17 protein-coding genes and 1 pseudogene are annotated in these 24314 nt (G+C 67.4%); 8 read left to right on the top strand and 10 right to left on the bottom strand.

Features of this window, described 5'->3' with window-relative positions; translation table 11 throughout:
* Window positions 1–40 precede the first annotated feature (40 nt).
* Window positions 41–1669: a Stk1 family PASTA domain-containing Ser/Thr kinase gene (pknB, locus tag IPG97_06960; GenBank protein MBK6856286.1), complete on the top strand. Its 1629-nt coding sequence runs from the start codon at window positions 41–43 to the stop codon at window positions 1667–1669.
* Window positions 1670–1694: 25 nt separating this feature from the next.
* Here the strand turns inward: pknB and IPG97_06955 are convergent, their stop codons facing one another.
* A complete protein-coding gene (locus tag IPG97_06955) occupies window positions 1695–2282 on the bottom strand; it encodes an aminodeoxychorismate/anthranilate synthase component II (GenBank protein MBK6856285.1) in 588 nt (195 codons plus the stop codon).
* Between the two features lie 158 nt (window positions 2283–2440).
* Here IPG97_06955 and IPG97_06950 point away from each other — a divergent pair, with 158 nt between their 5' ends.
* The gene (locus IPG97_06950; GenBank protein ID MBK6856284.1) at window positions 2441–3010 is read left to right on the top strand and encodes a hypothetical protein; all 570 of its coding nucleotides are present in this window, start codon (window positions 2441–2443) and stop codon (window positions 3008–3010) included.
* Between the two features lie 247 nt (window positions 3011–3257).
* Here IPG97_06950 and IPG97_06945 read toward each other — a convergent pair whose 3' ends face one another.
* On the bottom strand, window positions 3258–3437 hold the full coding sequence (locus tag IPG97_06945; protein MBK6856283.1) for a hypothetical protein: 180 nt from the start codon (window positions 3435–3437) through the stop codon (window positions 3258–3260).
* 197 nt (window positions 3438–3634) lie between these two features.
* Window positions 3635–4828: pseudogene (locus IPG97_06940) on the bottom strand (thiolase family protein).
* Window positions 4829–5160: 332 nt separating this feature from the next.
* Here IPG97_06940 and IPG97_06935 point away from each other — a divergent pair.
* The 3 genes from IPG97_06935 to IPG97_06925 all read left to right on the top strand — a co-directional run bounded on the left by IPG97_06935 (window position 5161) and on the right by IPG97_06925 (window position 13563).
* Entirely contained in the window at window positions 5161–6945 is a 1785-nt protein-coding gene (locus IPG97_06935) for a long-chain fatty acid--CoA ligase (GenBank protein MBK6856282.1), read from the top strand.
* Between the two features lie 29 nt (window positions 6946–6974).
* On the top strand, window positions 6975–11048 hold the full coding sequence (locus IPG97_06930) for an ATP-binding cassette domain-containing protein (GenBank protein ID MBK6856281.1): 4074 nt from the start codon (window positions 6975–6977) through the stop codon (window positions 11046–11048).
* Window positions 11049–12993: 1945 nt separating this feature from the next.
* Window positions 12994–13563, top strand: a complete 570-nt coding sequence (locus tag IPG97_06925) for a TMEM165/GDT1 family protein (protein ID MBK6856280.1) — start codon at window positions 12994–12996, stop codon at window positions 13561–13563.
* Between the two features lie 217 nt (window positions 13564–13780).
* On the opposite strand, the gene IPG97_06920 is transcribed toward IPG97_06925, so the two are convergent.
* From IPG97_06920 to IPG97_06890, 7 genes are all read right to left on the bottom strand, one after another.
* The gene (locus IPG97_06920) at window positions 13781–14983 is read right to left on the bottom strand and encodes an acetyl-CoA acetyltransferase (GenBank protein MBK6856279.1); all 1203 of its coding nucleotides are present in this window, start codon (window positions 14981–14983) and stop codon (window positions 13781–13783) included.
* Between the two features lie 3 nt (window positions 14984–14986).
* The gene (locus IPG97_06915; GenBank protein ID MBK6856278.1) at window positions 14987–16420 is read right to left on the bottom strand and encodes an OB-fold domain-containing protein; all 1434 of its coding nucleotides are present in this window, start codon (window positions 16418–16420) and stop codon (window positions 14987–14989) included.
* 59 nt (window positions 16421–16479) lie between these two features.
* Window positions 16480–17307 (bottom strand): DUF4234 domain-containing protein, encoded by an 828-nt coding sequence (locus IPG97_06910; GenBank protein MBK6856277.1) that lies wholly within the window; start codon window positions 17305–17307, stop codon window positions 16480–16482.
* Between the two features lie 122 nt (window positions 17308–17429).
* On the bottom strand, window positions 17430–17864 hold the full coding sequence (locus IPG97_06905; GenBank protein ID MBK6856276.1) for an ester cyclase: 435 nt from the start codon (window positions 17862–17864) through the stop codon (window positions 17430–17432).
* A complete protein-coding gene (locus tag IPG97_06900; GenBank protein ID MBK6856275.1) occupies window positions 17861–18280 on the bottom strand; it encodes a hypothetical protein in 420 nt (139 codons plus the stop codon). The genes IPG97_06905 and IPG97_06900 overlap by 4 nt, the downstream gene beginning before the upstream one ends.
* Window positions 18281–18408: 128 nt before the next feature.
* Window positions 18409–19065: a response regulator transcription factor gene (locus tag IPG97_06895; protein MBK6856274.1), complete on the bottom strand. Its 657-nt coding sequence runs from the start codon at window positions 19063–19065 to the stop codon at window positions 18409–18411.
* Complete coding sequence (locus IPG97_06890; GenBank protein MBK6856273.1) at window positions 19053–21047, bottom strand: hypothetical protein; 1995 nt, start codon at window positions 21045–21047, stop codon at window positions 19053–19055. Before IPG97_06890 ends, IPG97_06895 begins: the two co-directional genes overlap by 13 nt.
* Window positions 21048–21177: 130 nt before the next feature.
* Between IPG97_06890 and IPG97_06885 the strand changes: the two genes are divergently transcribed.
* From IPG97_06885 to IPG97_06875, 3 genes are all read left to right on the top strand, one after another.
* Window positions 21178–21414 (top strand): hypothetical protein, encoded by a 237-nt coding sequence (locus IPG97_06885; protein MBK6856272.1) that lies wholly within the window; start codon window positions 21178–21180, stop codon window positions 21412–21414.
* On the top strand, window positions 21395–22936 hold the full coding sequence (locus IPG97_06880; protein MBK6856271.1) for an alpha/beta hydrolase: 1542 nt from the start codon (window positions 21395–21397) through the stop codon (window positions 22934–22936). The genes IPG97_06885 and IPG97_06880 overlap by 20 nt, the downstream gene beginning before the upstream one ends.
* A gap of 121 nt (window positions 22937–23057) precedes the next feature.
* The gene (locus IPG97_06875; GenBank protein ID MBK6856270.1) at window positions 23058–24299 is read left to right on the top strand and encodes a CoA transferase; all 1242 of its coding nucleotides are present in this window, start codon (window positions 23058–23060) and stop codon (window positions 24297–24299) included.
* Window positions 24300–24314: the final 15 nt, after the last annotated feature.

The following is a 24314-nucleotide window of genomic DNA, read 5'->3' as shown; positions in this document are numbered from 1 at the left end:
CTCATCGAGATGGTGAGCCGTCCCGTAGGCTGTGGCCGCAATGACGGAACGGGAACAGGTGGTCCTCAACGGGCGCTACGAGCTCCACCGGCGCATCGGCCGAGGGGGGATGGCCGAGGTCTACTTGGCGCGCGACCGGATGCTGGATCGCCCGGTGGCCATCAAGATCTTGTTCCCCGAGTTCGCCACCGATCCGGCCTTTGTGGCCCGGTTCCGGCGGGAAGCCCAGAGCGCGGCCAACCTGAACCACCCCAACATCGTGGGCGTGTACGACTGGGGCAAGGAACGAGGCACGTACTACATCGTCATGGAGTACGTAGACGGTCGGACCGTGTCGGAGATGATCCGCACCGACGGACCGCTGACCCCCAAGAAGGCCGCCACCGTCGCCGCTGACGTGGCCGCCGGGCTGGGATACGCCCACGGCAAGGGTGTGGTCCACCGAGATGTGAAGCCCGGCAACATCCTCATCACCAGAGACGGTGAGGTGAAGGTGGCCGACTTCGGCATCGCCTGGGCCATGTCCAACACCGGCGAAGAGAACCTCACCCAGGCCGGATCGGTGATGGGCACGGCTACGTACTTCTCGCCCGAACAGGCCCAGGGCCGCCAGGTCGATCCCCGCAGCGACATCTACTCGCTGGGCGTGGTGCTCTACGAGATGGTGTCGGGCCGTCCCCCCTACGACGGCGACACCCCGGTGGCCATCGCCTACAAGCACGTACAGGAGCCGCTGCCGCCGCTGCGCGAACGGGTGCCAGACCTGCACCGAGATTTCGAGGCCATCACCAACAAGGCCCTGTCCAAGAACCTCGAGGACCGTTACCAGACCGCGGCCGAACTGCGAGCAGATCTCCAGTCCTTCGCTGCCGGTCGACCGGTGGGGGCCAGGCGAGCGCCCGCTCCCGTTCCCGCACCCGTCGCGGCCCCGGCCGCGGTACCCCTTCATTCCCCAGCCCCGGAGCCCGCCATGGCCGCCCCCCAACACCAAGACGCCTATGAGCCCGAGCGGGGCAAGAACAGCACCTGGTTCTTCGTGGCCATCGTGGTCCTGTTGGGTGTGCTCGGCCTGCTGTTGGTGGCCTTCGGCCGTCAGCTCGGGATCTTCGAGGATTCAGCGGCGAAGGTGGCGGTACCGGGCGTGGTCGGAGAGTTGCAAGACGTCGCCCGCCAACGCATGGAGAACGTGGATCTGCGGGTACGGGTTGAGAACGAGGCGTCCGACGTCCGCGAGGGCGAGGTTCTGCGCCAGACCCCGGTGGCGGGCACCGAGGTGGAAGAGGGCAGTGAGGTGCTGATCGTGGTCAGCGCCGGTCAGGACACGGCCGACATCCCCAACCTGTTCGACGTGGACGTGAACGATGCCCGAGCCCGCCTGGCTGAGCGCGGCTTCGACCCGAACCGGATCACCACCCGAGACGAAGAATCAGACAGCGTCCGACCCGGTCGGGTGATCCGCACAGTGCCGGACCCCGGCACCCACCCCAAGGACGTGGACATCGTGCTGGTGGTGGCCGTCGAACCGGCGACCACCACCACCGAGGAGACCACCACGACCGAGGCACCCACCACCACCGAGGCACCCACCACCACCACCAAGGCACCCACCACCACAACCGAGGCGCCCACCACTACCGAGGTGCCGACCACCACCACGCCCGGGGAGTGATCCCCGGTCCGCTGGCCCGGCCGGGTCAGCGGTAGCGGTCGACCTGTTCCAGGAAGTTCCCGACCAGGTCGTGACCGCCGACGGTCAGGATCGACTCGGGGTGGAACTGCACCCCCTCGGTGGGATGCTCGCGGTGGCGTAGGCCCATCACGATGCCGTCGTCGGTCTCGGCGGTGATCTCCAACACGTCGGGCACGGTGTCCCGAGCCACCACCAGCGAGTGGTAGCGGGTCGCTTCGAGTGGTTGGGGAAGTCCGGTGAAAACGCCGACGCCACGGTGGCGGACCAGCGACGTCTTTCCGTGCATGATCTCGGGGGCTCGGACCACGGTGCCACCGAATACCTGGCCGATGGCCTGGTGGCCCAGGCACACGCCCAGCACCGGTCGACGTCCGGTGAAGTGGACGATGGCCTCGGTGGACACCCCCGAATCGTCGGGCGTGCCTGGTCCGGGTGAGATCAACACGCCATCGGGGTCGATCTCGATGGCCTGGTCGAGGGTGATGGCGTCGTTGCGGTGCACTATCGGGTCCGCGCCCGCCTGACCCAGGTACTGGACCAGGTTGTAGACGAACGAGTCGTAGTTGTCGATCACCAGGATCCGGGCCGTCATCGTTGGGCAGGGTAGTGGCCTCCGCCGCCAGGCTCGCAGCCCATTCATGTGAAGGCACACGCCGATCGATCGTGCTGCCGACCCGACCGGGGTGATTGGCGTGGTCGGGGTGGGAGTGAGCGGTTGGCTGGTGCCCCGGCCCGATAACCTCACCCTCCATGGCTGACGAGAACGAGCCCAGCACCACCGACGAATCGGACAGCGCCGCGCCTGCCCCCGATCCAGACGTCGAGGCTGGGTCCGAGGTCGAAGCCGAGGCCGCCGCCGACAAGGCGGGCGATGCCAAGGTCACCACCAAGGCCAAGGAGTCGCCAGCCAAGCCATCGACGGATGGGTCCAAGCCGGCGGTGAAGAAGAAGGTGGTGAGCAAGCGGGTCACGCCCAAGGGAGGCGCGCAGGCTGGTGCCACGTCGTCCAAAGCTCATGCCGCCGATGGGCACGATGCGCCGTCGTCGAGCCGCTACACGCCGCCCACGGCCAAGTACGCCGACATGCCCAGCCCGACTTGGGTTCCGGTGCTCATGTTCGTGCTGCTCGGCCTCGGGTGCCTGGTCATCGTGTTGAACTACGCCCGGGTGTTCGGCGAGCCCGACAACTGGCGGTTGGTGCTCGGCCTGGCTGCCATCCTCGGGGGGCATAATCACCGCCACCAACTACCGCTGAGGTCTGGCGGCGGGTGGCTGGACCTCGCCTCCCTACCATGGACACCGAGCTGTCACCAAGGTTGACTCTAAGTTACATCGATGTGACGCTCCCCAGGGTTATCCACAGCCTGGGGAAACGGTGGACGGGCCGGGTAATGGCGGTTACTCCTGGTAGTGGCATTCCCTGAACGGGGTTCAGGTGGTCACTGTTGGTGGCGGTGGAATCCGCCTTCGTAACCTGGGGATGTCAGATGTCGTCGACCGGGGTCACGAGGTCCATGTCCTCCCTGGCAGTGCCGGGGCGGCTCGGGGACCTCGTCGTTGGCCATGGTCATGCGCACCTCGGTGGAACAGATCGAGCAGCGGTAGGTGAGACGAACCTTGCGCAGCTCACCGGGGTCGGGCGGCGCCGGAACGGCCGGGCGAAGCTGCCCAGGATCATGGTTCCGATCCGCAGCAGCACGTAGGCGGCCACCAGTGCCACGATCACGTTGACGATCGGCCACGGCATGTGATCAGCCTAGGAGGCCAGGGGCCGGGCTAGCAGACCGACCCGGGCTGGTAGCGACGACGACCGGACCTGTCAGCACAGGTCCTTTGTGGGACCGCATCAAAACGGTGACCGGTGGGAGGCAGTGCGCTCCCACCGGTCACTGACCTTTCAGTTCAGGGGCTGACCCGCCCTTTGGCGGGCCGGGGCGGGTCCGGTCAGTCCAAGCGCTCGATGATGGTGGCGTTGGCCATGCCCGCGCCCTCACACATGGTCTGGAGGCCATAGCGACCGCCGGTGCGCTCCAGCTCGTTGAGCAGCGTGGCCATCAGCTTTGTGCCCGAGCAGCCCAGTGGGTGACCGAGGGCGATGGCGCCGCCGTTCACGTTCACCTTGGACATGTCGGGGTTGTGCTCCTTCTGCCAGGCCAGCACGACCGAGGCGAACGCCTCGTTGATCTCGGATGAGATCCATCTGGTCGAGGGTCATCCCGGCCCGCTCCAAGATCTTGGTGGTGGCAGGGATGGGGCCGGTGAGCATCTCGATGGGGTCCACCCCGACCACAGAGAACGAGTGGAAGCGGGCCCGGGGCTTGAGGCCGAGCTCTCGGGCCTTGTCCTCGCTCATGATCAGCATGGCCGAGGCACCGTCGGTGATCTGGGAGGAGTTGGCGGCGGTGACCCGTCCGTTCTCGGGGTCGAATGCGGGCTTCAGCTTGGCCAGGACTCCAACGAGGAATCGGGGCGGATGCCCTCATCGGCGGTGACCATCTCGTCGAGCCCGGTGACCTTGCCGGTCTCGCGGTCGTAGATCTTGGCCTTGACCGGGATGATCTCGTTGTCGAAGCGACCTTCTGCGGTGGCGGCGGCGGCCCGCTGGTGGCTCTGCACTGGAGTAGGCATCGAGCTCCTCGCGGGAGATGTCCCACTTCTTGGCGATGATCTCGGCCGACGTGCCCTGCATGACCACGCCGCCCACCGGGGCGTATCGCTCCATGACCTTGGGGCCCATGGGGAAGCTGCCCGGGGTTACCGAGGCTCCCATGGGGGTGGTGGACATGACCTCGACCCCGGCGGCGACCACGATGTCGTAGGCCCCGGCCATCACGCCCTGAGCGGCGAAGTGCGCCGACTGCTGCGAGGACCCGCACTGGCGGTCGATGGTGGTGGCGGGGACGGTGTCGGGCCAGCCGGCGGCGAGCACGGCGGAACGGCCCACGTTCACCGACTGGTTGCCGACCTGCATCACGCACCCCATGATCACGTCTTCTACGAGGGCGGGTCGAGGTTGTTGCGGGTGGCCAGGGCGGTGAGCACCTCGGCGGCGAGGTCGGCGGAGTGCCAACCCGAGAGCTTTCCGTAGCGCTTGCCGCCGGCGGTGCGGACGGCGTCGACGATGACGGCGGTGGGCATGACGTTCCCCTTCCGGGGGTCCTACCCCGCGTGTTCAACAGAACTAGACCGGTTGGTCAAGTTCAGTCTCGCCGGTGGGTTCGACATCCGCAACCCTGACACCGACGTCGGCTTTCAGCGCCGCGCCGGGCCGCCGACGCCGTGGCGCCGCGGGTAACGACACCGGAACCGGAACATGGACCCCCACCCATCTGCTATTGCTATGCCCGCTATCGACAGGGGCGACACCTCAGACCGGGAACCTGGGCCGCTGCCGCGCCAGGTCGTCTCTCCTTTCGGCATCAGCCTCCCCCCGTGCCCCTCCCAGCCATCAGAAAGCAGCCGTTCCAGCCATGAGCACCATCGCCGACCGTACCGCCGGCCAGACCATCCCCCGTGCGTTCCTCGCCACCGTCGAAGAACGGGGCGACGCGGTTGCGCTGCGATGGAAAGAGGGTGAGGAATGGCGGGAGATGACCTTCAACCAGTACCGAGAGAACGTGGCCCGAGCCGCGGCCGGCCTGCGCGAACTGGGAGTGGGTCGAGGAGACCGGGTAGTGCTCATGTTGCGCAACTGCCCCGAGTTCCACGTGTTGGACACCGCGGCCCTGTTCCTCGGTGCCACCCCGGTCAGCATCTACAACTCGTCGTCCTCCGAGCAGATCGAATACCTGGCCGGCCATTGCGACGCCGTGGTGGGCGTGGTGGAAGACGACGGTTTCCTGGCCCGCTTCAACCCGGTCCGAGCCGCGCTGACCGAACTTCGGACTCTGGGCGTGGTCCGCCCCGGTGCCGAGGCCCACGACTTCACCTACGCCGACCTCCTGGCCCACGAACCCCTGGACCTGGCCGCCCAGTTGGACGAGGCGACCCCCGCCGACCTGGCCACCATCATCTACACGTCAGGCACCACCGGACCCCCCAAAGGTGTGATGATCTCCCACGGCAACGCCGTGTTCATGGTCGAGAGCCTCCGAGAGTTGATGACGGGCATCGACTTCACCAGCAAGCGACTGGTGTCCTACCTGCCTATGGCCCACATCGCCGAGCGAACGGTGAGCCACTACCAACACGTGGTGCTGGGCACCGAGGTGAGCACCTGTCCTGAACCGTCTCAAGTGGCGGCCTACTGCCGTGAGGTGAAGCCGCACCTCATGTTCGGGGTGCCCCGGGTGTGGGAGAAGATCAACGCCGGGGTGATGGCCGCCCTGGCCGCAGACCCCGACAAGGCCGAGAAGTTCAACGAAGCGGTCCAAGCGTCGGGGCCCATCGCCATCCGTCGATCCCAGGGCACCGCCACCGCCGAGGACGAAGCCACCTGGGCCTTCCTCGACGATGTCGCCTTCCGCAGTGTCCGGGAGCTGCTCGGCATGGAAGAGCTCCAGTTCGCCATCAGCGGTGCCGCCCCGATCCCGCCGCCCCTGCTCACATGGTTCCGGGCCATCGGTGTACCCATGTCTGAGGTCTACGGCATGTCCGAGAACACCGGGGCCATGACCTGGACCCCCGAGAACATCAAGCCCGGCACCGTCGGGCCCGCCGTTCCCGGAACCGAGGTGGCCCTGGCCGAAGACGGCGAGGTGATCTGTCGCGGCCCCCACGTCTTCCAGGGTTACCTGAACGACCCCGACAAGACGGCTGAGACCATCGACGCCGACGGATGGCTCCATTCGGGAGACATTGGTGAGCTCGACGAAGACGGCTACCTGCGCATCGTCGACCGGAAGAAGGAACTGATCATTACCGCCGGAGGTAAGAACATCAGCCCCGCCAACCTCGAAGGTGCCCTCAAGATGATCCCGCTGGTGGGCCAGGCCGCGGCCATCGGGGACCAGCGCCCCTTCGTCAGCGCCATCGTCGCCATCGACCCCGATGCCGCCAAGGTGTGGGCGGCCCGCCACGGACTGGAGGACGCCACCTTGGAGGAACTGGCCGCCCACCCTGACGTGATCGCTGAGATCGAATCCGGCCTTGCCGAGGTGATGGAGCCGTTCAACAACGCAGAACGGGTGAAGAAGGTGAAGGTGGTCGGCGAGGAGTGGTTGCCCGACTCCGACCTTCTCACCCCCACCTCCAAGCTCAAGCGTCGCGGCATCAACGCCCGCTACGCCGCGGAGATCGAGGCCCTGTACGCGTGATCCCTGACCCCCGAGCCAAGGCCTAGGCCTTGGCGGTCCGACGGAGTTCGATCGACGTACCGCCCTGGCTGCGTGCCGGCGCGCCGGCAGCGGCCGTGTTGGCGGTGCAGATGGTCGCCTTCCCGGTGTCGTTGGGGCCGTGGCTCCAAGGGGTGGTCATCGGCCTGCTCAACGCCCTGGTGGTGTTGGGCATGATGCTGGTGTACCGGGCCAACCGGGTCATCAACATGGCCCAGGCTTCCGTCGGGGCCCTGCCTGCGTCGCTGGGCATCGGACTGTTCCTGTTCGGCGGACCGTCCATGGCAGTGGCGGGCTGGCTGGCGGTGCTGGCCGGGGTGGTCGGAGGATCAGCGGCGGCGGTGCTGGGCCGCCAGCCCGCCACCCGGGCCGGTGCGTTGGGCGTGGGTGTAGCGCTGGTGGTGGCCGTCGGCCTGCCGGTTCTGGGTTCCATGGGGTACGTCGGCGGTCTCCTGCTGGGCCTGGTTGCCGCCGTGGTGGTGGGGCTTGCCATTGACCTGGTCGTGGTCCGTCGGTTCCGGCGGTCACCGAGGTTGGTCCTCACGGTGGCCACCATCGGTCTGGCTCAGTTCCTCGCCGTCGGATCATTGGTGGTGCCACGGCTGTGGGGCCGCACCGACCTGGTGGCACCAAACCGCACGTTCAAGATGCCGGGCAGCCTGGAGGTCGAGGTCGGGACCACCGTCTTCCGCATGGACGAGATTGTGGCCGCCCTCGTGTCGGTGGTGCTCATCGCCGTAGTCGGGATGTTCCTGGCCCGAACCGACGTCGGCGTGGCGGTTCGAGCCGCAGCCGAACGGGGCGACCGGGCCGCCATGCTCGGGGTTCCGGTAGCCCGTCTCGAGGCCGGGGTCTGGGTGGTGGCCTCGGTGCTGGCCTTCATGGGCACCTACCTGCAAGCCGGCATCCTCGGCCTCGACCTCACCACCGGCGTCGGGCTCAGGGCGTTGGTGGCGGCGTTGGCGGCCATGGCCCTGGCCGGGTTCGGTTCGATTCCCTCCGCCGTGGCATCGGCGGTGGCCATCGGTGTGCTGAACGTCGCCTCGGGGCCGGCGGGTGGTCACCAGGTCATCACCACCGACGTGGTGACGGCACTGGTCGTGGTTGTCGGGCTGCTCCTCCAGGCATCTCGCAAGATGAGAGCCGACCGAGGTGACGCATCGAGCTGGCAGGTCAGCGTCGACCCCACGCCGGTTCCAGCGGTACTGGCCCGCTTGCCCGAGGTCCGCGTTGGCCGCTGGGTCCTGATAGCGGTGACCTTCGTGGTGGCGGCGGCCCTCCCCGAGGTGCTCTCCCCCAGCCAGGACTTCCGAGCTGCCATGGTGGCGTCGTTGGCGGTGCTGGCCTTGTCGGTGGTCGTCCTCACCGGTTGGACCGGTGAGGTGACCCTCGGTCAGATGGCCCTGGCTGCCGTCGGTGCCACCGTCACCACTTACACCACGGTGCACTGGGAGTTCGACCTGGTGCTGGCGCTGGCGGTGGCCGGTCTCGCCACCGCGGTGGTGTCGGTGGTCCTCGGGTTGCCATCCCTGCGATGGCGGGGTCTCTACCTGGCCGTGACCACGCTCGCGTTCGGTGTCGCCGCCACCGGCTGGATCCTCAACCCGAGCCAAGCCGACTGGATCCCCAGGGACCAGGTCGAACGCCGTCCGCTGCTGGCCACGTGGGACCTGTCCAGCGACACCACCATGTACCGCGTCTGCCTGGTGATCTTGATCGCCTGCCTGGTGGCGGTGGCCGGAATCCGGCGTACCCGCACCGGCCGTGTCCTGCGAGCGGTGCGAGACAACGCCCCCGGGGTCCAGGCCTACGGCGTGAAGGTGCCGTTGGCCCGCCTCACCGCGTTCGGACTCTCTGGGTTCCTGGCCGGCGTGGCCGGCGGAATGATCGTCTATGTCAACGAGGCCTACGACGTGGCCACCTTCGCCCCCGACCAGGGTTTGAACGTGTTCATCACCTCGGTGGTCGGCGGCGTCGGCAGCGCGTTCGGCGCAGTCCTGGGCGCGGTGGTACTCGACGGAAGCCGCAACTTCCTCACGGGGGACTGGTCGCTGTTGCCGTCCGCGGTCGGAGTTCTGATCGTCCTCATGTTCCTACCCGGTGGTCTGGCCGAGCTCGTGTACCGGATCCGTGAACGGCTGCTGGGCGCGGTGGCTTCCCGTCGGGGGATCGAGATGGTCAGAGCAGACATCGCGCTGGCCGAAGCCACCGACCCCGAGGGCAAGGCCAACGCTCGTGAGCATCCGGTGGTCCACGCCGATCCCGATGTTCCCATGCAACCCGACGGACTCAGCGTGCGAAACCTGGACGTGTCCTACGGCAACGTGCAGGTGCTGTTCGGCGTCGATGTCGACATCCGCCCTGGCGAGATAACCGCGCTGCTCGGAACCAACGGAGCCGGCAAGTCCACGCTGTTGCGCGCCATCGGCGGGGTGGCTTCGGTGACCGCTGGTGCAGTGCACCTGGGTCCGGTTGACCTGCTCGCCCTCGAACCCGATGAGATAGCGGCCGCCGGAATAGCTCAGATGCCTGGCGGCCACGGGGTGTTCGGGGGTCTCACCGTCGAGGAGAACCTGCGGGTGGCAGCCTGGCTGCTACGCGGCGACGGGTCGACGGTCGCAGATCGCACCGCTCAGGCGCTGGAGCGGTTCCCGGTCCTGGCCGAACGTGGCGGTGACCAGGCCGGAGACCTGTCGGGTGGCCAGCAACAACAGCTCGCGCTGGCCATGGCCCTCATGACGCGGCCCCAGGTGCTGTTGATCGACGAGCTGTCGCTCGGTCTGGCCCCGCTGGTGGTCGAACGTCTTATCGACGAGCTGAGGGCGCTGCGAGACGAGGGCACCACCATCGTCATCGTCGAGCAATCAGTGAACGTGGCCCTGAGCGTGGCCGACCACGCCTACTTCATGGAGAAGGGCGCCATCCGCTTCGACGGTTCCGCCGACGAACTGGCCAAGCAGCCCGAACTGATCCAGGCCATCTACCTCCAGGGAACTCGACAGGCCCTCGGTGAGACCGAGAGAGCGGCCCCCAGCACCCCGCGCTCCTCGGCACCGACCGGCCCCGCGCCGACGACCGCCGCCGAGACCGCCGACCCGGCCCCGGCCCCGGCCCCGACCGTCCCGGCTCTGGTCACTGACGACCTGAACGTGACCTTCGGTGGCATCAGTGCGGTGCGAGGGGTGAGCCTGTCGGTTGCCCCTGGGGAGATCGTGGGCCTGATCGGCCCGAACGGAGCAGGCAAGACCACCCTGCTCGACCTGATCAGCGGATTCACCGCCGTGGATTCCGGCCAGATCTTCCTGCACGGCACCGACATCTTCGGTCTCAGCCCCTCCAGCCGGGCCCGAGCCGGGCTGGGCCGATCGTTTCAGGATGCCCGCCTGTTCCCGGGCCTCACCGTGACCGAGACGGTGTCGACGGCGCTGGAACGTTGGATCGAGGCGGGCGACCCGCTGTCGGCGGCGCTGCGGCTTCCGGCCGTGCAGATGACCGAGGCAGCGGTGGCTCAGCGAGTCGAGGAGCTGCTGGAGACGTTCGGGCTCACCACCCTTCGAAGCTCTCGGGTGGCCGAGCTGTCCACTGGCTCACGACGCATGGTCGACCTGGCCTGTGTGGTGGCCCACGGGCCTTCGCTGGTGCTACTGGACGAGCCCTCGTCTGGGATCGCGCAGAGAGAAGCCGAGGCCCTGGCCCCGGTGTTGTCGGGGCTTCGGTCGACGATGGGCGTGACACTGGTAGTCATCGAACACGACATCTCCCTCATCGCCTCGATCGCCGATCGTCTGGTGGCCCTCGACGAAGGAGCGGTCGTCACCTCGGGTACGCCCGAAGAGGTTCTGAACCACCGGGCGGTGGTCGAGTCCTACCTCGGCACCTCGACCCACACCCTCAAGCGATCCGACCATTCGAACCGGACCTCAACGCCCGAACCCAGTCCCCTAGAGGTGCGTCATGAACCAGCCCGCCGGACCGGCGCAGCGGCCCTGGCCCAAGCTGTCGCCTGCACAACGATTCGGACCTCTCCTGGCCGTGGTCGTCTTGTTGGTGGGGGCGGGCGTGGTGGCCACCGTCAGGGGCGGTGACGGTGCCGGAGGATCCGGTACCGGTGGGCCGGGGAAGCCTGGGGTCGAGGGCAACTCGGAGTCTGCCGACAAGTGGTCGTCCAACCCCGAGCTAGCCCCCACCTACGCCGAGGCGAAAGCGGCGGGAACCCTCGACGACTACGACTGGGGCGACCGCTGCGACACCGCCACCGGCCGGATCATGATGCCGTCGGTGTACGCCGTTCCCTGTGTGCCGGCGTGGGATGGCGACAAGCCTTGGCTCGACAGGGGTGGCAACGAGCACGCAGACAACGGCGGTGCCACCAGCCAGGGCGTGACCGCCGATGAGATCGTGGTCGCCTACTACATACCCGGTCCCCAGGATCTGCTCGGTCTGGCCGAGAGCCTTGGCGTGTTCGATGGGGCGGCCGAGCGCACCAAGCTCGTCCAGGACCTGAACACCATGGCGAACGCGAACTACGAGACCTACGGCCGGCGGGTGGTGATCAAGCCGTTCCAGGCTTCGGGCGATGGCCGCAACCCGGCTCAAGCTCGCGCCGACGCCCGTCGGGTGGCCGAAGACATGGGTGCCTTCGCCAGCATCGGTGGTCCAACTCAGGCCCTGGCCTACCAACAGGAGCTGGCCCGCCGGGGCGTCTTGTGCATCGCCTGTAGCGCCACCTCACCTGACACGCTCTACGAAGAGCTGGCCCCCTACTCGTGGGGGGTGTTGGCCAGCCCCGACCAGATCCTTCAGGGCGTGCTGGATCTAGGAGTCCGAAGCCTGTTCGGTCGCCCCGCTCAGTACGCCGGTGATCCCAGCTACCGCACCCGTAACCGCACCCTGGCCGTCATCCACTACGAACAGGACCCTCCCATCTACGGCGACCTCACGGTCAGGTTGAAGGAGCGGTACAAGAAGATGGGGGCCGAGGCCGAGCTCGTCATCTCCTACCTGCTGGACACCAACACCCTGTCGGCCCAGGCCCAGGGCATCGTCGGCCAACTCAAGGAAGCCGAGATCACCACGGTGGCCTTTGCTGGCGATCCGTTCATGTTGATGGACATGGTGAACGCAGCGAGCCGTCAGAACTACCATCCCGAGTGGGTCATCACCGGAATCGCCTTCACCGACACCACCGTCATCGGTCGCCTCATCACCGACCAGGAGCAGTGGTCCCACGCCTTTGGCGCATCGTCATCTCCGGCCCGGGGGCTTCCCCCTCAGGCCGAAGCCTGGCGCCTCTACCGGTGGTTCTTCGGTAAGGATCCCTCGGCCACCAAGAGCCTTCAGGTCACCGGGCCGATGATCCAGCTCCTCTACACCGGCATCCACATGGCCGGCCCCAACCTCACAGCCGACTCATTCGCCGGCGGCATGTTCCGGTATCCGCCATCGGGCGGCGGGCCGACCACCCCCCAGATCAGCTACGGCGATCACGGATTCTTCGATGCCCTCGACTTTGTGGGGATAGACGACTTCACCGTCGTCTGGTGGGATCCCGACCTCGAAGGCCCGAGCGAACAGCAGGTGACGGGCCGGGGAATGTGGCGCTATCCGCTGGGTGGCCAGCGCTACATGATGGTGGACCCCAAAGAGCTGGACGAGAACCTGTTGTTCCAGGACGTCCCCGACGCGCCGGGGATCCTGTCTGAGATCCCCACATCCGACATCGGACCCGACTACCCGCCCCCTCCCGGCTCCCCGGCCGCCGAAGAGGGCGGCTGACCCGCGAGATCCTCTTCACAGTGGGGTCGGTCGCCGTGAGCCAGGTTGAGGTCGGCGGATCCCGCTGGTAAACACAAGGGCGGCGAAGGGGAGTAGCCCCCCGCCGGGTGATCGACATGCTGGGTGATGAGCCCCGGTCCCCGGGTCCGAGAGATCGGATGGGCAAGACCTTCGGCCGACATCGCAGCCCGCGATGTCCGGTCGAGGTGTACCCCCACTTCCTCCGGGCATCTCCAGTCCCACCATCGAGGTTCCATGGAAGCGTTCCTGATCAGCTTCGCCGTCATCTTCGTGGCCGAGCTCGGCGACAAGAGCCAGCTCATGGCCATGGCTTTCGCCACCCGCTACCGGCCGGTCCCGATCTTGATCGGCATCACCATCGCCACGGCCTTGGTCCATGCCGTGTCGGTGGTGGTCGGCTCCCTGCTGGGCGACTCGTTCCCGACCGACACCATCAACGTCGTGGCCGGTGTCGCCTTCCTGGGCTTCGCGGCCTGGACGTTCAGGGGCGACGATCTCACCGAGGACGAAGCCGATCGGGTCAACAAGAGCGACCGTTCCGCGGTCGTAGCCGCCGGCGTCGCCTTTTTCCTGGCCGAGCTCGGCGACAAGACGATGCTGGCCACCATCACCCTGGCCACCACCGGGAGTCTGGTCGGAACCTGGATCGGGTCCACGTTGGGAATGGTGGCGGCCGACGCCCTCGCCATCGGTGTCGGTGCCGCCCTCGGCAAGAAGCTGCCCGAGCGCGCCATCCGCATCGGTGCCACCGTGTCGTTTGTGATCTTCGGCCTGTTGCTGATCTTCGAGGGGGTCAGGGGCTGACCCCCCCCCCCCCCCCGCCCCCGGCCCCCCCCCCCCCCCCCCGGCCCCCCCCCCCGCCCGCCACCGCCCCGGGCCCCCCCCCCCCCCCCGCCCCCCCCCCCCCCCCCCCCCCCCCCCCCTCCTCGGTTCCACCCTCAGGGGTCGGCCCGTTCCCTCCTCTCGACCGTCGTCAACAGCCTCGATCGGCGGTGAGGTTCGCCGCCGCGCTCGATCCAGTTCAGCCCGGTTCGGGGCCGAGGATGCTCACGAAGCTGACCATCTCGCCGGGGTATCCGCCCAGGTTGTGGGTGAGGGCCAGGTTCCGGTCGCCGGAGATGGAGCTGATCCGGCGGTCCTCGGGGGCCTCTCCCCGGAGCTGGAGCCAGGCCTCGAACATCATGCGGAGGCCGCTGGCCCCGACGGGATGTCCGAAGCTCTTGAGCCCGCCGTCGGGGTTGACGGGAAGTTCGCCGCCGAGGTCGAAGCGGCCGGCCTCGACGTCTTGCCATGCCGTACCCCGGGCCGAGAACTGGAGGTCCTCCATCAGCACCAGCTCGGTGGGGGTGAAGCAGTCGTGGACCTCGGCCATGGCGATGCGGGCGGTGGGGTCACCTTCGATGCCGGCCTGGGCGTAGGCATCGGCGGCACACGCCGCGATCTCGGGGAACCAGGTGTAGTCGTAGCTCGGGTCGGCCAGGCCCGAGCCGTTGCCGGCCACGAAGCTGAGGGCCTTTATGTAGATCGGGTGGTCGGTGTAGCGGTGGGCGTCCTCGGCTCGCACCACGATGGCGGCGGCCGAACCGTCGGCCACCCCGGCACAATCGAACACGCTTAGTAGGCCAGCCACCGGAGGCATGGCGCAGATCTGGTCGACGCTCATCTCTCGCCGGAACTGAGCCCGCGGGTTGCGGGCCCCGTTGTAGTGGTTCTTCGACGCGATGCGGGCCAGAGTGCGCTTGAGGTCCTCGATCGGAACGCCGTACTTCTCGGCGTAGGCCGGGGCCACCATGGAGAACGACCCCGCCGCGGTCAGGGTGCGGGTGGTGCCATCGTTGGGGATGGGTAAGGCGTTGAGCCCTTGGAACCCGGAGTCCTTCACCTTCTCGACACCGACGGCCATGGCCATGTCGTAGGCCCCCGACGCCACCGCATAGGCGGCCTGGCGCAGGGCTTCGGATCCGGTGGCGCAGTAGTTCTCGACCCGGGTGACCGGCTTGGACTGCAACTGGAGAGCACGGGCCAGGGTTATGCCGCTCATGCCCGACTGGGCCGTACCCAGCCAATAGGCGTCGACGTCGTCCTTGGTGACTCCGGCCGACGCGAACGCCTCGTTGGATGCTTCGAGGGCGAGATCGTCGACGCCCTTGTCCCACGCTTCGGTGAAGGGGGTGCAGCCCATCCCGACGATGGCCACGCGGTCCTTGATGCCGTGGCTTCCCATTGGTCAGGCCTCCGTTGCGGTGTCGGTGGTGGCGGCGTCCCGGACGGGGCGGGCCTTCCAGAAGTAGTTGTGGATTCCATCGGCGGTGAACAGCCGGCGGAACGTCATCTCGACCCGTCCACCGATGGCGACGTCGGCAGGGTCCACGTCGGTGAGCTCGATGGGGGCCCGGCCCCCACCGTCGAAGTCCACGATGGCGAACACCACGGGCGGGCTGGGGGAGTACACCAGCTTGTCGATGGTGAAGGTGACGATGGTGCCACCCACCTCGGCCATGGGTGCCGGCTCCATCTCGTCGACGGCGCCGCCATCTCGTGACACCCGGGCGGGTGGGAGGTGGAGGGCGCCAGAGGATCGGTCTCTGGTGCCGACGAAACCGAACTTCCAGTCTTCGCTACGGCCTGCCGCCGAGGCCGAGGGACGGGCCGGCTCGGGTCGACGGGGTGGCTCGGGGGTGATCATCCCCCGCCAGGCCAGGAACTTGCCGTAGGTCACCGGAGCCCCGGATCCGATCTGTTCCCCGATGGGATCGGTCACGGCGTGGCTGGCGATGGCATCGGTGGCCCGCAGCACGATGGCGTCGGCTCCATCCGCCAGAGACAACAAGACGATCACCTGGCCGGGGTGGGCCTGTTCCAGGGCCGCGGACAACAACAGGGCAGGCTGGGCCGCGCCTGGATTGCCGACGGTGCCGGCCAGGTCATCGGCGACCTTGGCCCCGTCGACACCCAGCTTGCGAAGCGCGGCCTTCGCGGCCCGGGCATGGGTGGACGCCACCACGAGGTGGTCCACCTGGTCGGATTCGATCCCGGCGTCGGCCAGCGCGGCCCGGAAGGCTGCCACCGCCAACGGCACGTAGCGGGTTTCGCCGAACTTCTCCTCCCACTGTTTGGATCGAGCGTCGCCCGGGGTGCGCCAGCGGTCGAGGAACTCGTCGGTGGCCGATCCCGCACCGAGCACTTCCGCGATGACCTCGCCGTCAGCGTCGTCTCCGACCAGCAGGGCGGCGCCGGCGTCACCACCGGCGGCCTCGTCGGCGCTCCCGGGGAGGCCAGTGCGAACATCGGCGCTGACCAGCAGGGTCGTGGGCCCTCCGGCCAGGGCCGATCGCAGGGCGGCCACGCCCGAGCGGACGGCACCACCGAAATCGGCGGCTATCACGTCGCCGGGCAGGCGCAGAGCGGCATGGATCGCCGTGGCATTGGTCTTGTCGACGTAGGCGGGCGTCACGGTGGAGAACCACACGGCGCCGGGCAGGGCGGCGGTGGCGCGCAAGGCACGACGGGCCGCCTCCACCGCCAGGGTGGTGGTGTCCTCGTCGTAGCTGGCCACCGTCCGGCTGCCCTTGCCTCCCCCGGTGCCGGACACCGCGGCGATGGTGGTGCGGTCTAGCCGCCGGTAGGGGAGGTAGGCCCCGTGGCTGATGATCCCTCGCATGGAAGGGAACGCTAGGCCGGTTTCTGACGGGGCGTCACATTTGCCGATCGGCGACGAGGTCAGGCTCCGAGGGCGGCGAGCAGGGCGTCTTCGCGGGCCCAGTCGGCACGGAAGTTGGCGTTGCCTTCCTCCATCACGTCGTACTGCCACCAAAATGAGTACAGACCACAGCTGGCGAACAGGGCCACGATGCGTCCGACGGTGTTGTGGCGCCCCTTGGGCACCGGGGCCGGGGGCAGGGCGACGTGAACGCCCAGCGAGGCGAGGATGGCCGCCAACTGTTCCTCGGCGGACCGTTCGGCGGCCTCGTGGTCGGTGAGGTCACCGTCGAGCAGGACGTAACCGATGATCTGACCAATTCCGCCGGCCAGAACGCAGATCAACGTCCACAGTCCCGGGTCTCGGAACTCGGTGGTGATCCGGCGCAGGACACCGATCTGGGTGCCGAGAGACTCGAACCACGGGGTCAACTCGTCGCCCCGACCCGCCGCCACCGCCTTCTCCCAGGCCATGGTGGTACCTGCTTCGAGCACCTCGAGGCGTCGCTGGTTGTGGGCCACCCACCGTTCGAACATCTTGTAGACCACGTAGTAGCCGAAGATCCCGCACGTCAGCAGGGTCCACCCGAGGGCGGTCCAGAAGCTGAACAGGTAGTCGGCCGTGACCCGCCGCTCCACTGCCGCCCGCATGCGTTGGGCCGGCGTGAACGGGGCCATCGGTGTGGGGGCCATCGGCGTGTAGGAAGTTGCAGGGGGAACGTACGCCCCGTCACCCGGGCCCCACGGAGGCGTCGGGCCGGTGCTGGGGGGAGCCGTCGGATCCGTTGGTGGAGGGAACGATGCGGTGGGATCGACACCGGAGGGATCAGAGGGGATCTGGTCGGACACCCCTTGGACGTTACGACCCCGACGCAGATCTCGCCCCCATCCGTTCAGCGGTCTACTGCGGATCTACTTCTGCCTTCAGACTCACCATTGCCAACTACCCATCGGGAGCACGGTGGACTGGATCAGAGAGGTCCGTCGCCGAGTTGGTGGATGAGTACGTGGTGGTCGAAGCGGAGGCGTTCGTAGACGAGCTGACCGTCGGAGAAGGTCATGATGAAGTCGAACGGCATCGACAGGGTGCGGCCGGTCGGGGGAAGGACGAGGCCGAAGGGCAGGACGAGCTCACCGGCGTGGGTGCCGACGACGGTCGCTTCGACTAGGACGCGCCCGTCAGCCAGCATCGTTGCCGTCCCGATGTCGAAACGCAGGTCGGGGAGACCCGTCATCATCTCGATCTCGCGTCCGATCGACGGGTCACGGTCGAGGGTGGCGTCGGGCCACTCGGCGATGTATCCGGGGGCGAGAACGCTCATCAAGAAATCGATGTCTCGCTGGTTCACAGCGTCGATCACCCGGCGGGCATGGACGATCGGGTCGAACTCCGTCGCGTTGGTCACTGGTCGGCTCCGGAGCATGCGGCCTCGAGGTCCGCGACGAGCGCGTCGACGGTGCCATCCTCGAAGGCGGTGAAGTCACCGCTGGACAGCGCCCCATCGACGTGATCGGCGAAGGCCTGGGCCTCATCAGCGAGGTCAGTGGGGGCGGCGGCGACCATCTTCTCGATGGTGGGCTGCAGGTCGGTGAAGATGGTCGTGGCTGCCTCGGTGCTGTCGATGGTGGCGGTGGCGCTGTTGATGTCACCGCCAGCGGCGCAGAACGCTTCGAGCTCTCCGGCGTCATTGGGAGCGCTCGTGGCGACCAGTGATGCGGATGTTGAACTCGAGGCGGAGGTTGCCTCGTTGTCGTCGCTGCACGCGGCAGAAATGAGGGTGAGTGCGGCGATGGCCGCGATAGCGAGTGGTCGGGCTTGCACGTGCGGTCTCCTTGGGTTCGGTCAGTGCACTCACGATGCGCCGAGCCAGTGTTCGGCCGCATCAGGGCGTGCCTGCGGGCCATCTCGGTGCTAGCCCTAAGGCGCCTAGCGGACCTATTCGCTAGGACCTATGTGCCGTCCAGCCAAGCTCGAACGGCGAGGACGCGGCGGTGGTCGTCTGGCTCGGGAAGCAGGTCGAGCTTGGTGAAGATGCTGCGGATGTGCGCGTCGATGGTCTTCTCGCTGAGCGCGAAACGTGAGCTAATGGCCCGGTTGGATCGGCCTTCGGCCATAGCGGCGAGCATCTCCTTCTCCCTGGGGGTGAGGCGGGAGATGCGGTCCTGGGCGCTGCGTCGTCCTAGGAGCTGACCGACCACCTCGGGATCGAGGACCGTTCCGCCGGCCGCAACCGTGGCTATGGCATCGGTGAGGACCGCGACATCGACAACGTGGTCCTTGAGCAGATAACCGAACCGCTCCGGATGGGTGCGGGCCAGATCGAACGCGAACTGCGTCTCGATGCTCTGTGACAGCAGCAGGATTGCGATGTCGGGGTATCGTAGCCGCGCTTCGACCGCAGCCTGAGCTCCCTCGTGTGTATAGGTGGGGGGCATACGGATGTCGACAACAGCGACCTCCGGCCGACGCTCGTCCGTTGTGTCGAGGGCGTCGAGCAGAGCGTCGCCATCGCCGACTGCGGCGACGATCTCGTGTCCGGACTCGGCCAGCAGTCGGGCAAGCCCCTCGCGAAGTAGGACCGAGTCGTCGGCGATCACGACCCGCATGGCACCACCGCCTTGAGCAGCGTCCCGTCACCCGGTGGACTTACGAGGGAGAGGTGTCCGCCGACGGCTTCGACCCGGTCGGCGATGCCCTGAAGCCCGCGTCCGGCGAGGTCGGCGCGGCCTCGGCCGTCGTCCCAACAGACGAGCGCCACCGTGTCACCGTCGGCGATCAGTTCGATGCCGCCACGTGTCGCGTCGGCGTGCTTAGCGACGTTGGCGACGGCCTCACAGGCGACGAACCACAGTGTCTCCTCGACCAGGGGGCTCAACTGGACCGGGTCGGCGGTCAACGCCATCGGCACCGGACCGCGTCCGGCGAGGTCGTCGAGGGCATGGCCGAGCCCGTCGGCCAATGCCGATGGGCGTAGCCCGTTGGCGAGCTCGCGCAACTCGCGCACCGCCGCACCGATCTCGGACACGGTGTGGTCGATCGTCGCGCCGCCTACGGCGTCGTCTCCGACCTGGAGGGCGCGCAGCTCGAGAGCCAACCCGAGCAGTCGTTGTTGAGCTCCATCGTGGAGGTTGCGCTCGATGCGATGCCGCTCGTCTGCCTGTGCCGCCACGATCCGGGCACGCGATGCCCTCACCTCCTCCAACTGGCATGAGATCACAGCTCGTAGTCGGACGTTGTCCAGTTCGGTCGACGCCTCATCGAGCAACAGGGACGCGAGTTGCGGATCGGTGCTGGGACCGATCCGCAACCGGGCGATCGGTGTCGAATCCCGGGTCACCTCGAGGTCGCCCGGTTCCAGCGTCGCCGACCTGCCGTCGGCGGTCATCCAAAGCCGCTCATCGTCGATCCAGTACGCCAAAGTCGCGGTCGGGTCACCGAGCGCGTCGACGAACACCTCGGTGAGATCCGGTTCCTGTGCAGGCGAAGCGAGCCGGGAGCGCAGCACCTGGAGGGCATCGTGGCGGCGACGATCGAACCGACGATCGATGTGATCCTGGAGCCGCTCGTAGAGCGGGCGCGCCGCGATCATCGTCACCACCGCCCCAATGACCGCGGGTACGGTCGACTCCTCGGCAACGAGTCCGACAACCTGTCCGACCACCACCGCGACGATGACGAACAGGACCCCCAGGATCGCCGAGCTACACACATATGCCGTCGCTCGGCTCAGGATCTGGTCTACGTCGTAGAGCCGGAACCGCATTACCGACAAGCCCGCCACTATCGGGACCACGAGCACGAACCCGCCGGTCGCCAATGTGCGCAGCGCCGCTTGGCCTGTCATCGCCGCCGTGTACGACGCGACGACGAGCAATGGCAACGGAAGCACCGCACCGAACAGCCACCGCAGTTGCAACCGCTCGTCACCCACCGCACGTCGGAAGCGCACTACGAGCGATACCCCGGCAACGACGAGGCCGATCATGGCCACGGTGATGCCAATGCCAGCCACTGCGTTCACGAGCGGTGAGATCGAGGTGACCGCCCACGGGTTGGTGAGATCGTCGAAGGGCGGGTCGAACGGGGTGTCCTGTAGGACCTTCGCACCCAACGCGGCCACGCCTGCGACCGTGGTGACACGAAGTGCGCTCCGCCAACGCTGTGTCAGTGGGGAGCCGGTAGGGGTCAGGTGCAGGATCGCGGCGAGGAGCACGAACCATGCGATGAAGCTCGCCTGACCTGCCACCAACGCCATGCGCGCCAGATCACCTGTATCGCCGAGCACAACAGCGTGCTCCATCGCCCATGCGTCACCCGCAGCGCCAATGCCGAGCACTACACCCAGCGCCAGGAACAACCACCCAACGGGATGCCGTCGGCGGCGGATCGCCACGATGAGCCCCACCGTCGCCGCGCTCATCATCGCCGAGCCATAGACGACCGCCTCGGCGGTGTCGCCCACCAGATCGGACCGACCCAGTGACGCCACCCGCCGGTCGCAAGTCACGGCCAACGCCAGAAGCAGCACCGTGATCAGCCAGCAGCCCGCTGCCACACCTGTCGTCGTTCGGCGAAGGCCTCCGGTCACTGTCCCATCCTCGCAGTAGCTGCCGGCAACTGCCTCAGGGTCAGCCCTGACGCGATCAACCGTCTAGCCCCGATGACCCGGAACTCAGAACCGGCCCAAGGTGAGGTCCTCCCTACGAAAGGACCGGCTCATGTCGCCACGGCCAACCCGAACCATGCTGCCGTTCATCGCCGTGTCGGCCGGGATGCTCATCACTGGACTGCTGCTCGGTGCCGGGCGCGACAGCGACGACACCTCGATGCTCAATACCGCATCGAAGGTTCTGCTCACAGTCGGCCTTCTCGCACTCATCGCCTCCTTTGTCGCAGAAGCCGTCCGTCGGCGTCGTTCTCGTCCCAGTGGGACCGATGTCCGCCAGATCCCGTAGCCACGACGGTCACCCGGCGCCAGAAGTGAACGGCGCCATCAAGAGGACGACAGTGGCCGTTGCCGCGTTGGCTGTGTTGAGTGCGGTGGCTGGTTGCAGCCCCGGAGATTCCCGTCGGTCGATGGACGCTGGAGACAACGTCGGGGTGGCCTCTACTCCGTTCGAGGCGGTCGCGGCGGACCAGACCTGCCCGGCCACCGCACCCGCCGAAGCGAGGTGTTACCGAGTCGAGGTCCCCGCGGACTGGAGCAAGCCACACAGCTCCACCATCTCGCTTCCTGTCGTCGTCGTCCCGGCAACCGGGCCCGACGTACGTCCCGATCCTCTCGTCGTGCCTGCCGGTGGGCCAGGCGGGTCGATGACTCCTGTGGCCGCGAGATGGAGCGACCCTCATCGGGACATCGTCCTCTATGACCAGCGAGGCACCGGTGCCGCCGAACCTCTTCTCGACTGCCCTGAGCGCAACGAGGTTTGGGTCGAGAACCTCCAGATCGACGGCTCCTTCGAAGAGGAACGCGCCGCGATCGTGGACGCGCTCAATGATTGCCGGCACCGTCTCGAGATGGCCGGGATCGACCTCGACGACTACGACACTGAGGCCAACGTTGCCGACCTCGATGCGATCCGAATGGCACTCGGCTATGACCAGTGGAACATCCTGGGAATCAGCTATGGGGCGCGTTTGACGATGGCGGCGATGCGATCCACCCCGAACGGGATCCGCTCGGTCATCCTCGACTCGGTCGACGATGTGACCACGGGCGGGATCGCTGCGACCCGAGTCTCAGGCGATCGGGCATTCGCCGAGCTGGCCGCCGCGTGCAACGAGAGCACCACCTGCGCTACGCAGCACGACGACCTCTCCGCTGAGATCGACGCGGTCGAGCGGCGCTACAACGCTGCGCCGGTCCACGTTCAGATCGATCTCGGGGACGGCCAGGGACCCCAGGAGTTCTTGATCACCGGTGCCGACATGATGGGGGGTCTTTTCCAAGCCATGTACGACCCGGTCCTGCTCGCTTTGCTCCCGTCGATCATCGGGGACCTCTCCGCGGGGGACACCGCGATCGTCGGCGAGCTGGTTCGCCGCAGCGTCTCCGCAAGACACGAGATCGCCTGGGGCATGAACCTCACCGTGAACTGCGCGGACCACGCCAGTAGCGACCCTGACGAAGACGCCTCAGCGATCTCCGATCCCGGACGATTCCGTCTCCTGCTCACCGTCCCGCTGTGTTCTGAGTGGCCAGTCGAACCAACCTCCGACGTCTTCAACGAGCCCGTCGAATCCGACATCTCCACGTTGGTCATGGCTGGGAGATTCGACCCCATCACCCCGCCAAGTGGCAGTGAGGCGGTCGCCGGGCGACTCTCCAACGCAACTTTCGCGCTCTGGCCGAACCGCGGCCACGTCGTCACCGGTGACCCATGTGCCGACACGATCATGTCAGCGTTCCTGGAGAACCCAGCCGCCCTGCTCGACCTCACATGTGTCGAGGCCCTAACGGGGCCGAGGTTTTTGTAGCCCCGGTCTGTCGATGAAAGGGTCGCCTGCGTTGTTCGATCCCGAACTGGATGCCTCTAATCTGACGGCTCGTCAGATCCTTCAGCGTTGACGAGCTGGGACCCGGAACGGAGCAGGGCAAATGAAGCTTGGAGACATTGCCAACCAGGCCGCGGCCGGCAACGGCAAGCCGTTGGACGGGATCCGGGTGTTGGCCCTCGAGCAGATGCAGTCGCTGCCCTACGCCACCCAACTGTTGGCCCGCCTCGGGGCCGAGGTGGTCAAGGTCGAACACCCCAAGGGCGGCGACTCCGGGCGGGCCTCTCTGCCAGCCATGACCGACCCTGAGGGGCGCCGGGTCGGGGCCACGTTCCTGCGCAACAACCTGGACAAGCGCTCGATCTGTGTCGACCTCAAGCACCCCGACGGCCGCCAGGTGATCCTGGACCTGGCCCAGAAGTTCGATGTGGTGGCCGAGAACTTCAAGGCCGGCACCCTCGACCGCCTCGGCCTCGGGTACGAGGACATCTCTGCGGTTGCTCCCCGGGCCGTCTACCTGTCGGTGTCGGGATTCGGTTCCACCGGCTCGCCCTATGACCGCTGGCCCGCCTACGCCCCGATCGCCGAGGCGATGTCTGGCATCTACGAGTTCAAGCGTCAAGGCGACGAGCCCCCGTTGGTAGCGCCCATGGGTGGACTGGGCGACATCGGATCAGGACTGTTCGCGGTGATCGGCGTGTTGGCCGCCCTCCGCCACCGTGACACCACCGGTCGGGGGCAGAAGGTCGACATCGCCATGCTCGACGCGCTGGTTGCCATCACCGACATCGTCCCCAACTTCTGGTCGATGGGCCTGCGCAACGGAGACCTGGGACCGCTGATCATGCACGGATTCCGGGCCGCCGACGGCTGGTTCATCATCCAGGTCGGTCGTGAGAACCACTTCGCCAAGCTGGTCGAGGCCATCGGACATCCCGAATGGGTCGACGATCCTCGCTTCGCCGAGCGTCAGGGCTGGATCGACAACCTCGACACCGTCTTGCGCCCCGCCATCGAGGGATGGGCGTCGACGCGCACAAAGGTGCAGGCCTGCGATGACCTGGCCGCGCTGGGTGTAGCGGCCGGGCCGTGCTTCTCCGACGAAGAGGTCGTCCGAGACGAGCATGTAGCGGCCCGCAACATGTTGGTGGAGGTACCCCGCACCGACGATGAGACCCAGCCCGTCTTGGTCCCAGGTAACCCGGTCAAGCTGTCCGAGGTGGCCGAAGGCCCCGAGACCAGGGTGCCATGGCTGGGGGAGCACACCGACGCTGTCCTGGCCGATGAACTGGGGCTGGACCAGTCCCGCATCATCGAACTGCGGGAGTCGGGCGCCATCGCCTGAACCCAGCGGGCCGAT

This window comes from Microthrixaceae bacterium (assembly GCA_016702505.1).
Lineage (GTDB): Bacteria > Actinomycetota > Acidimicrobiia > Acidimicrobiales > Iamiaceae > Aquihabitans.
This window is presented reverse-complemented; position numbering and strand designations above follow the sequence as displayed.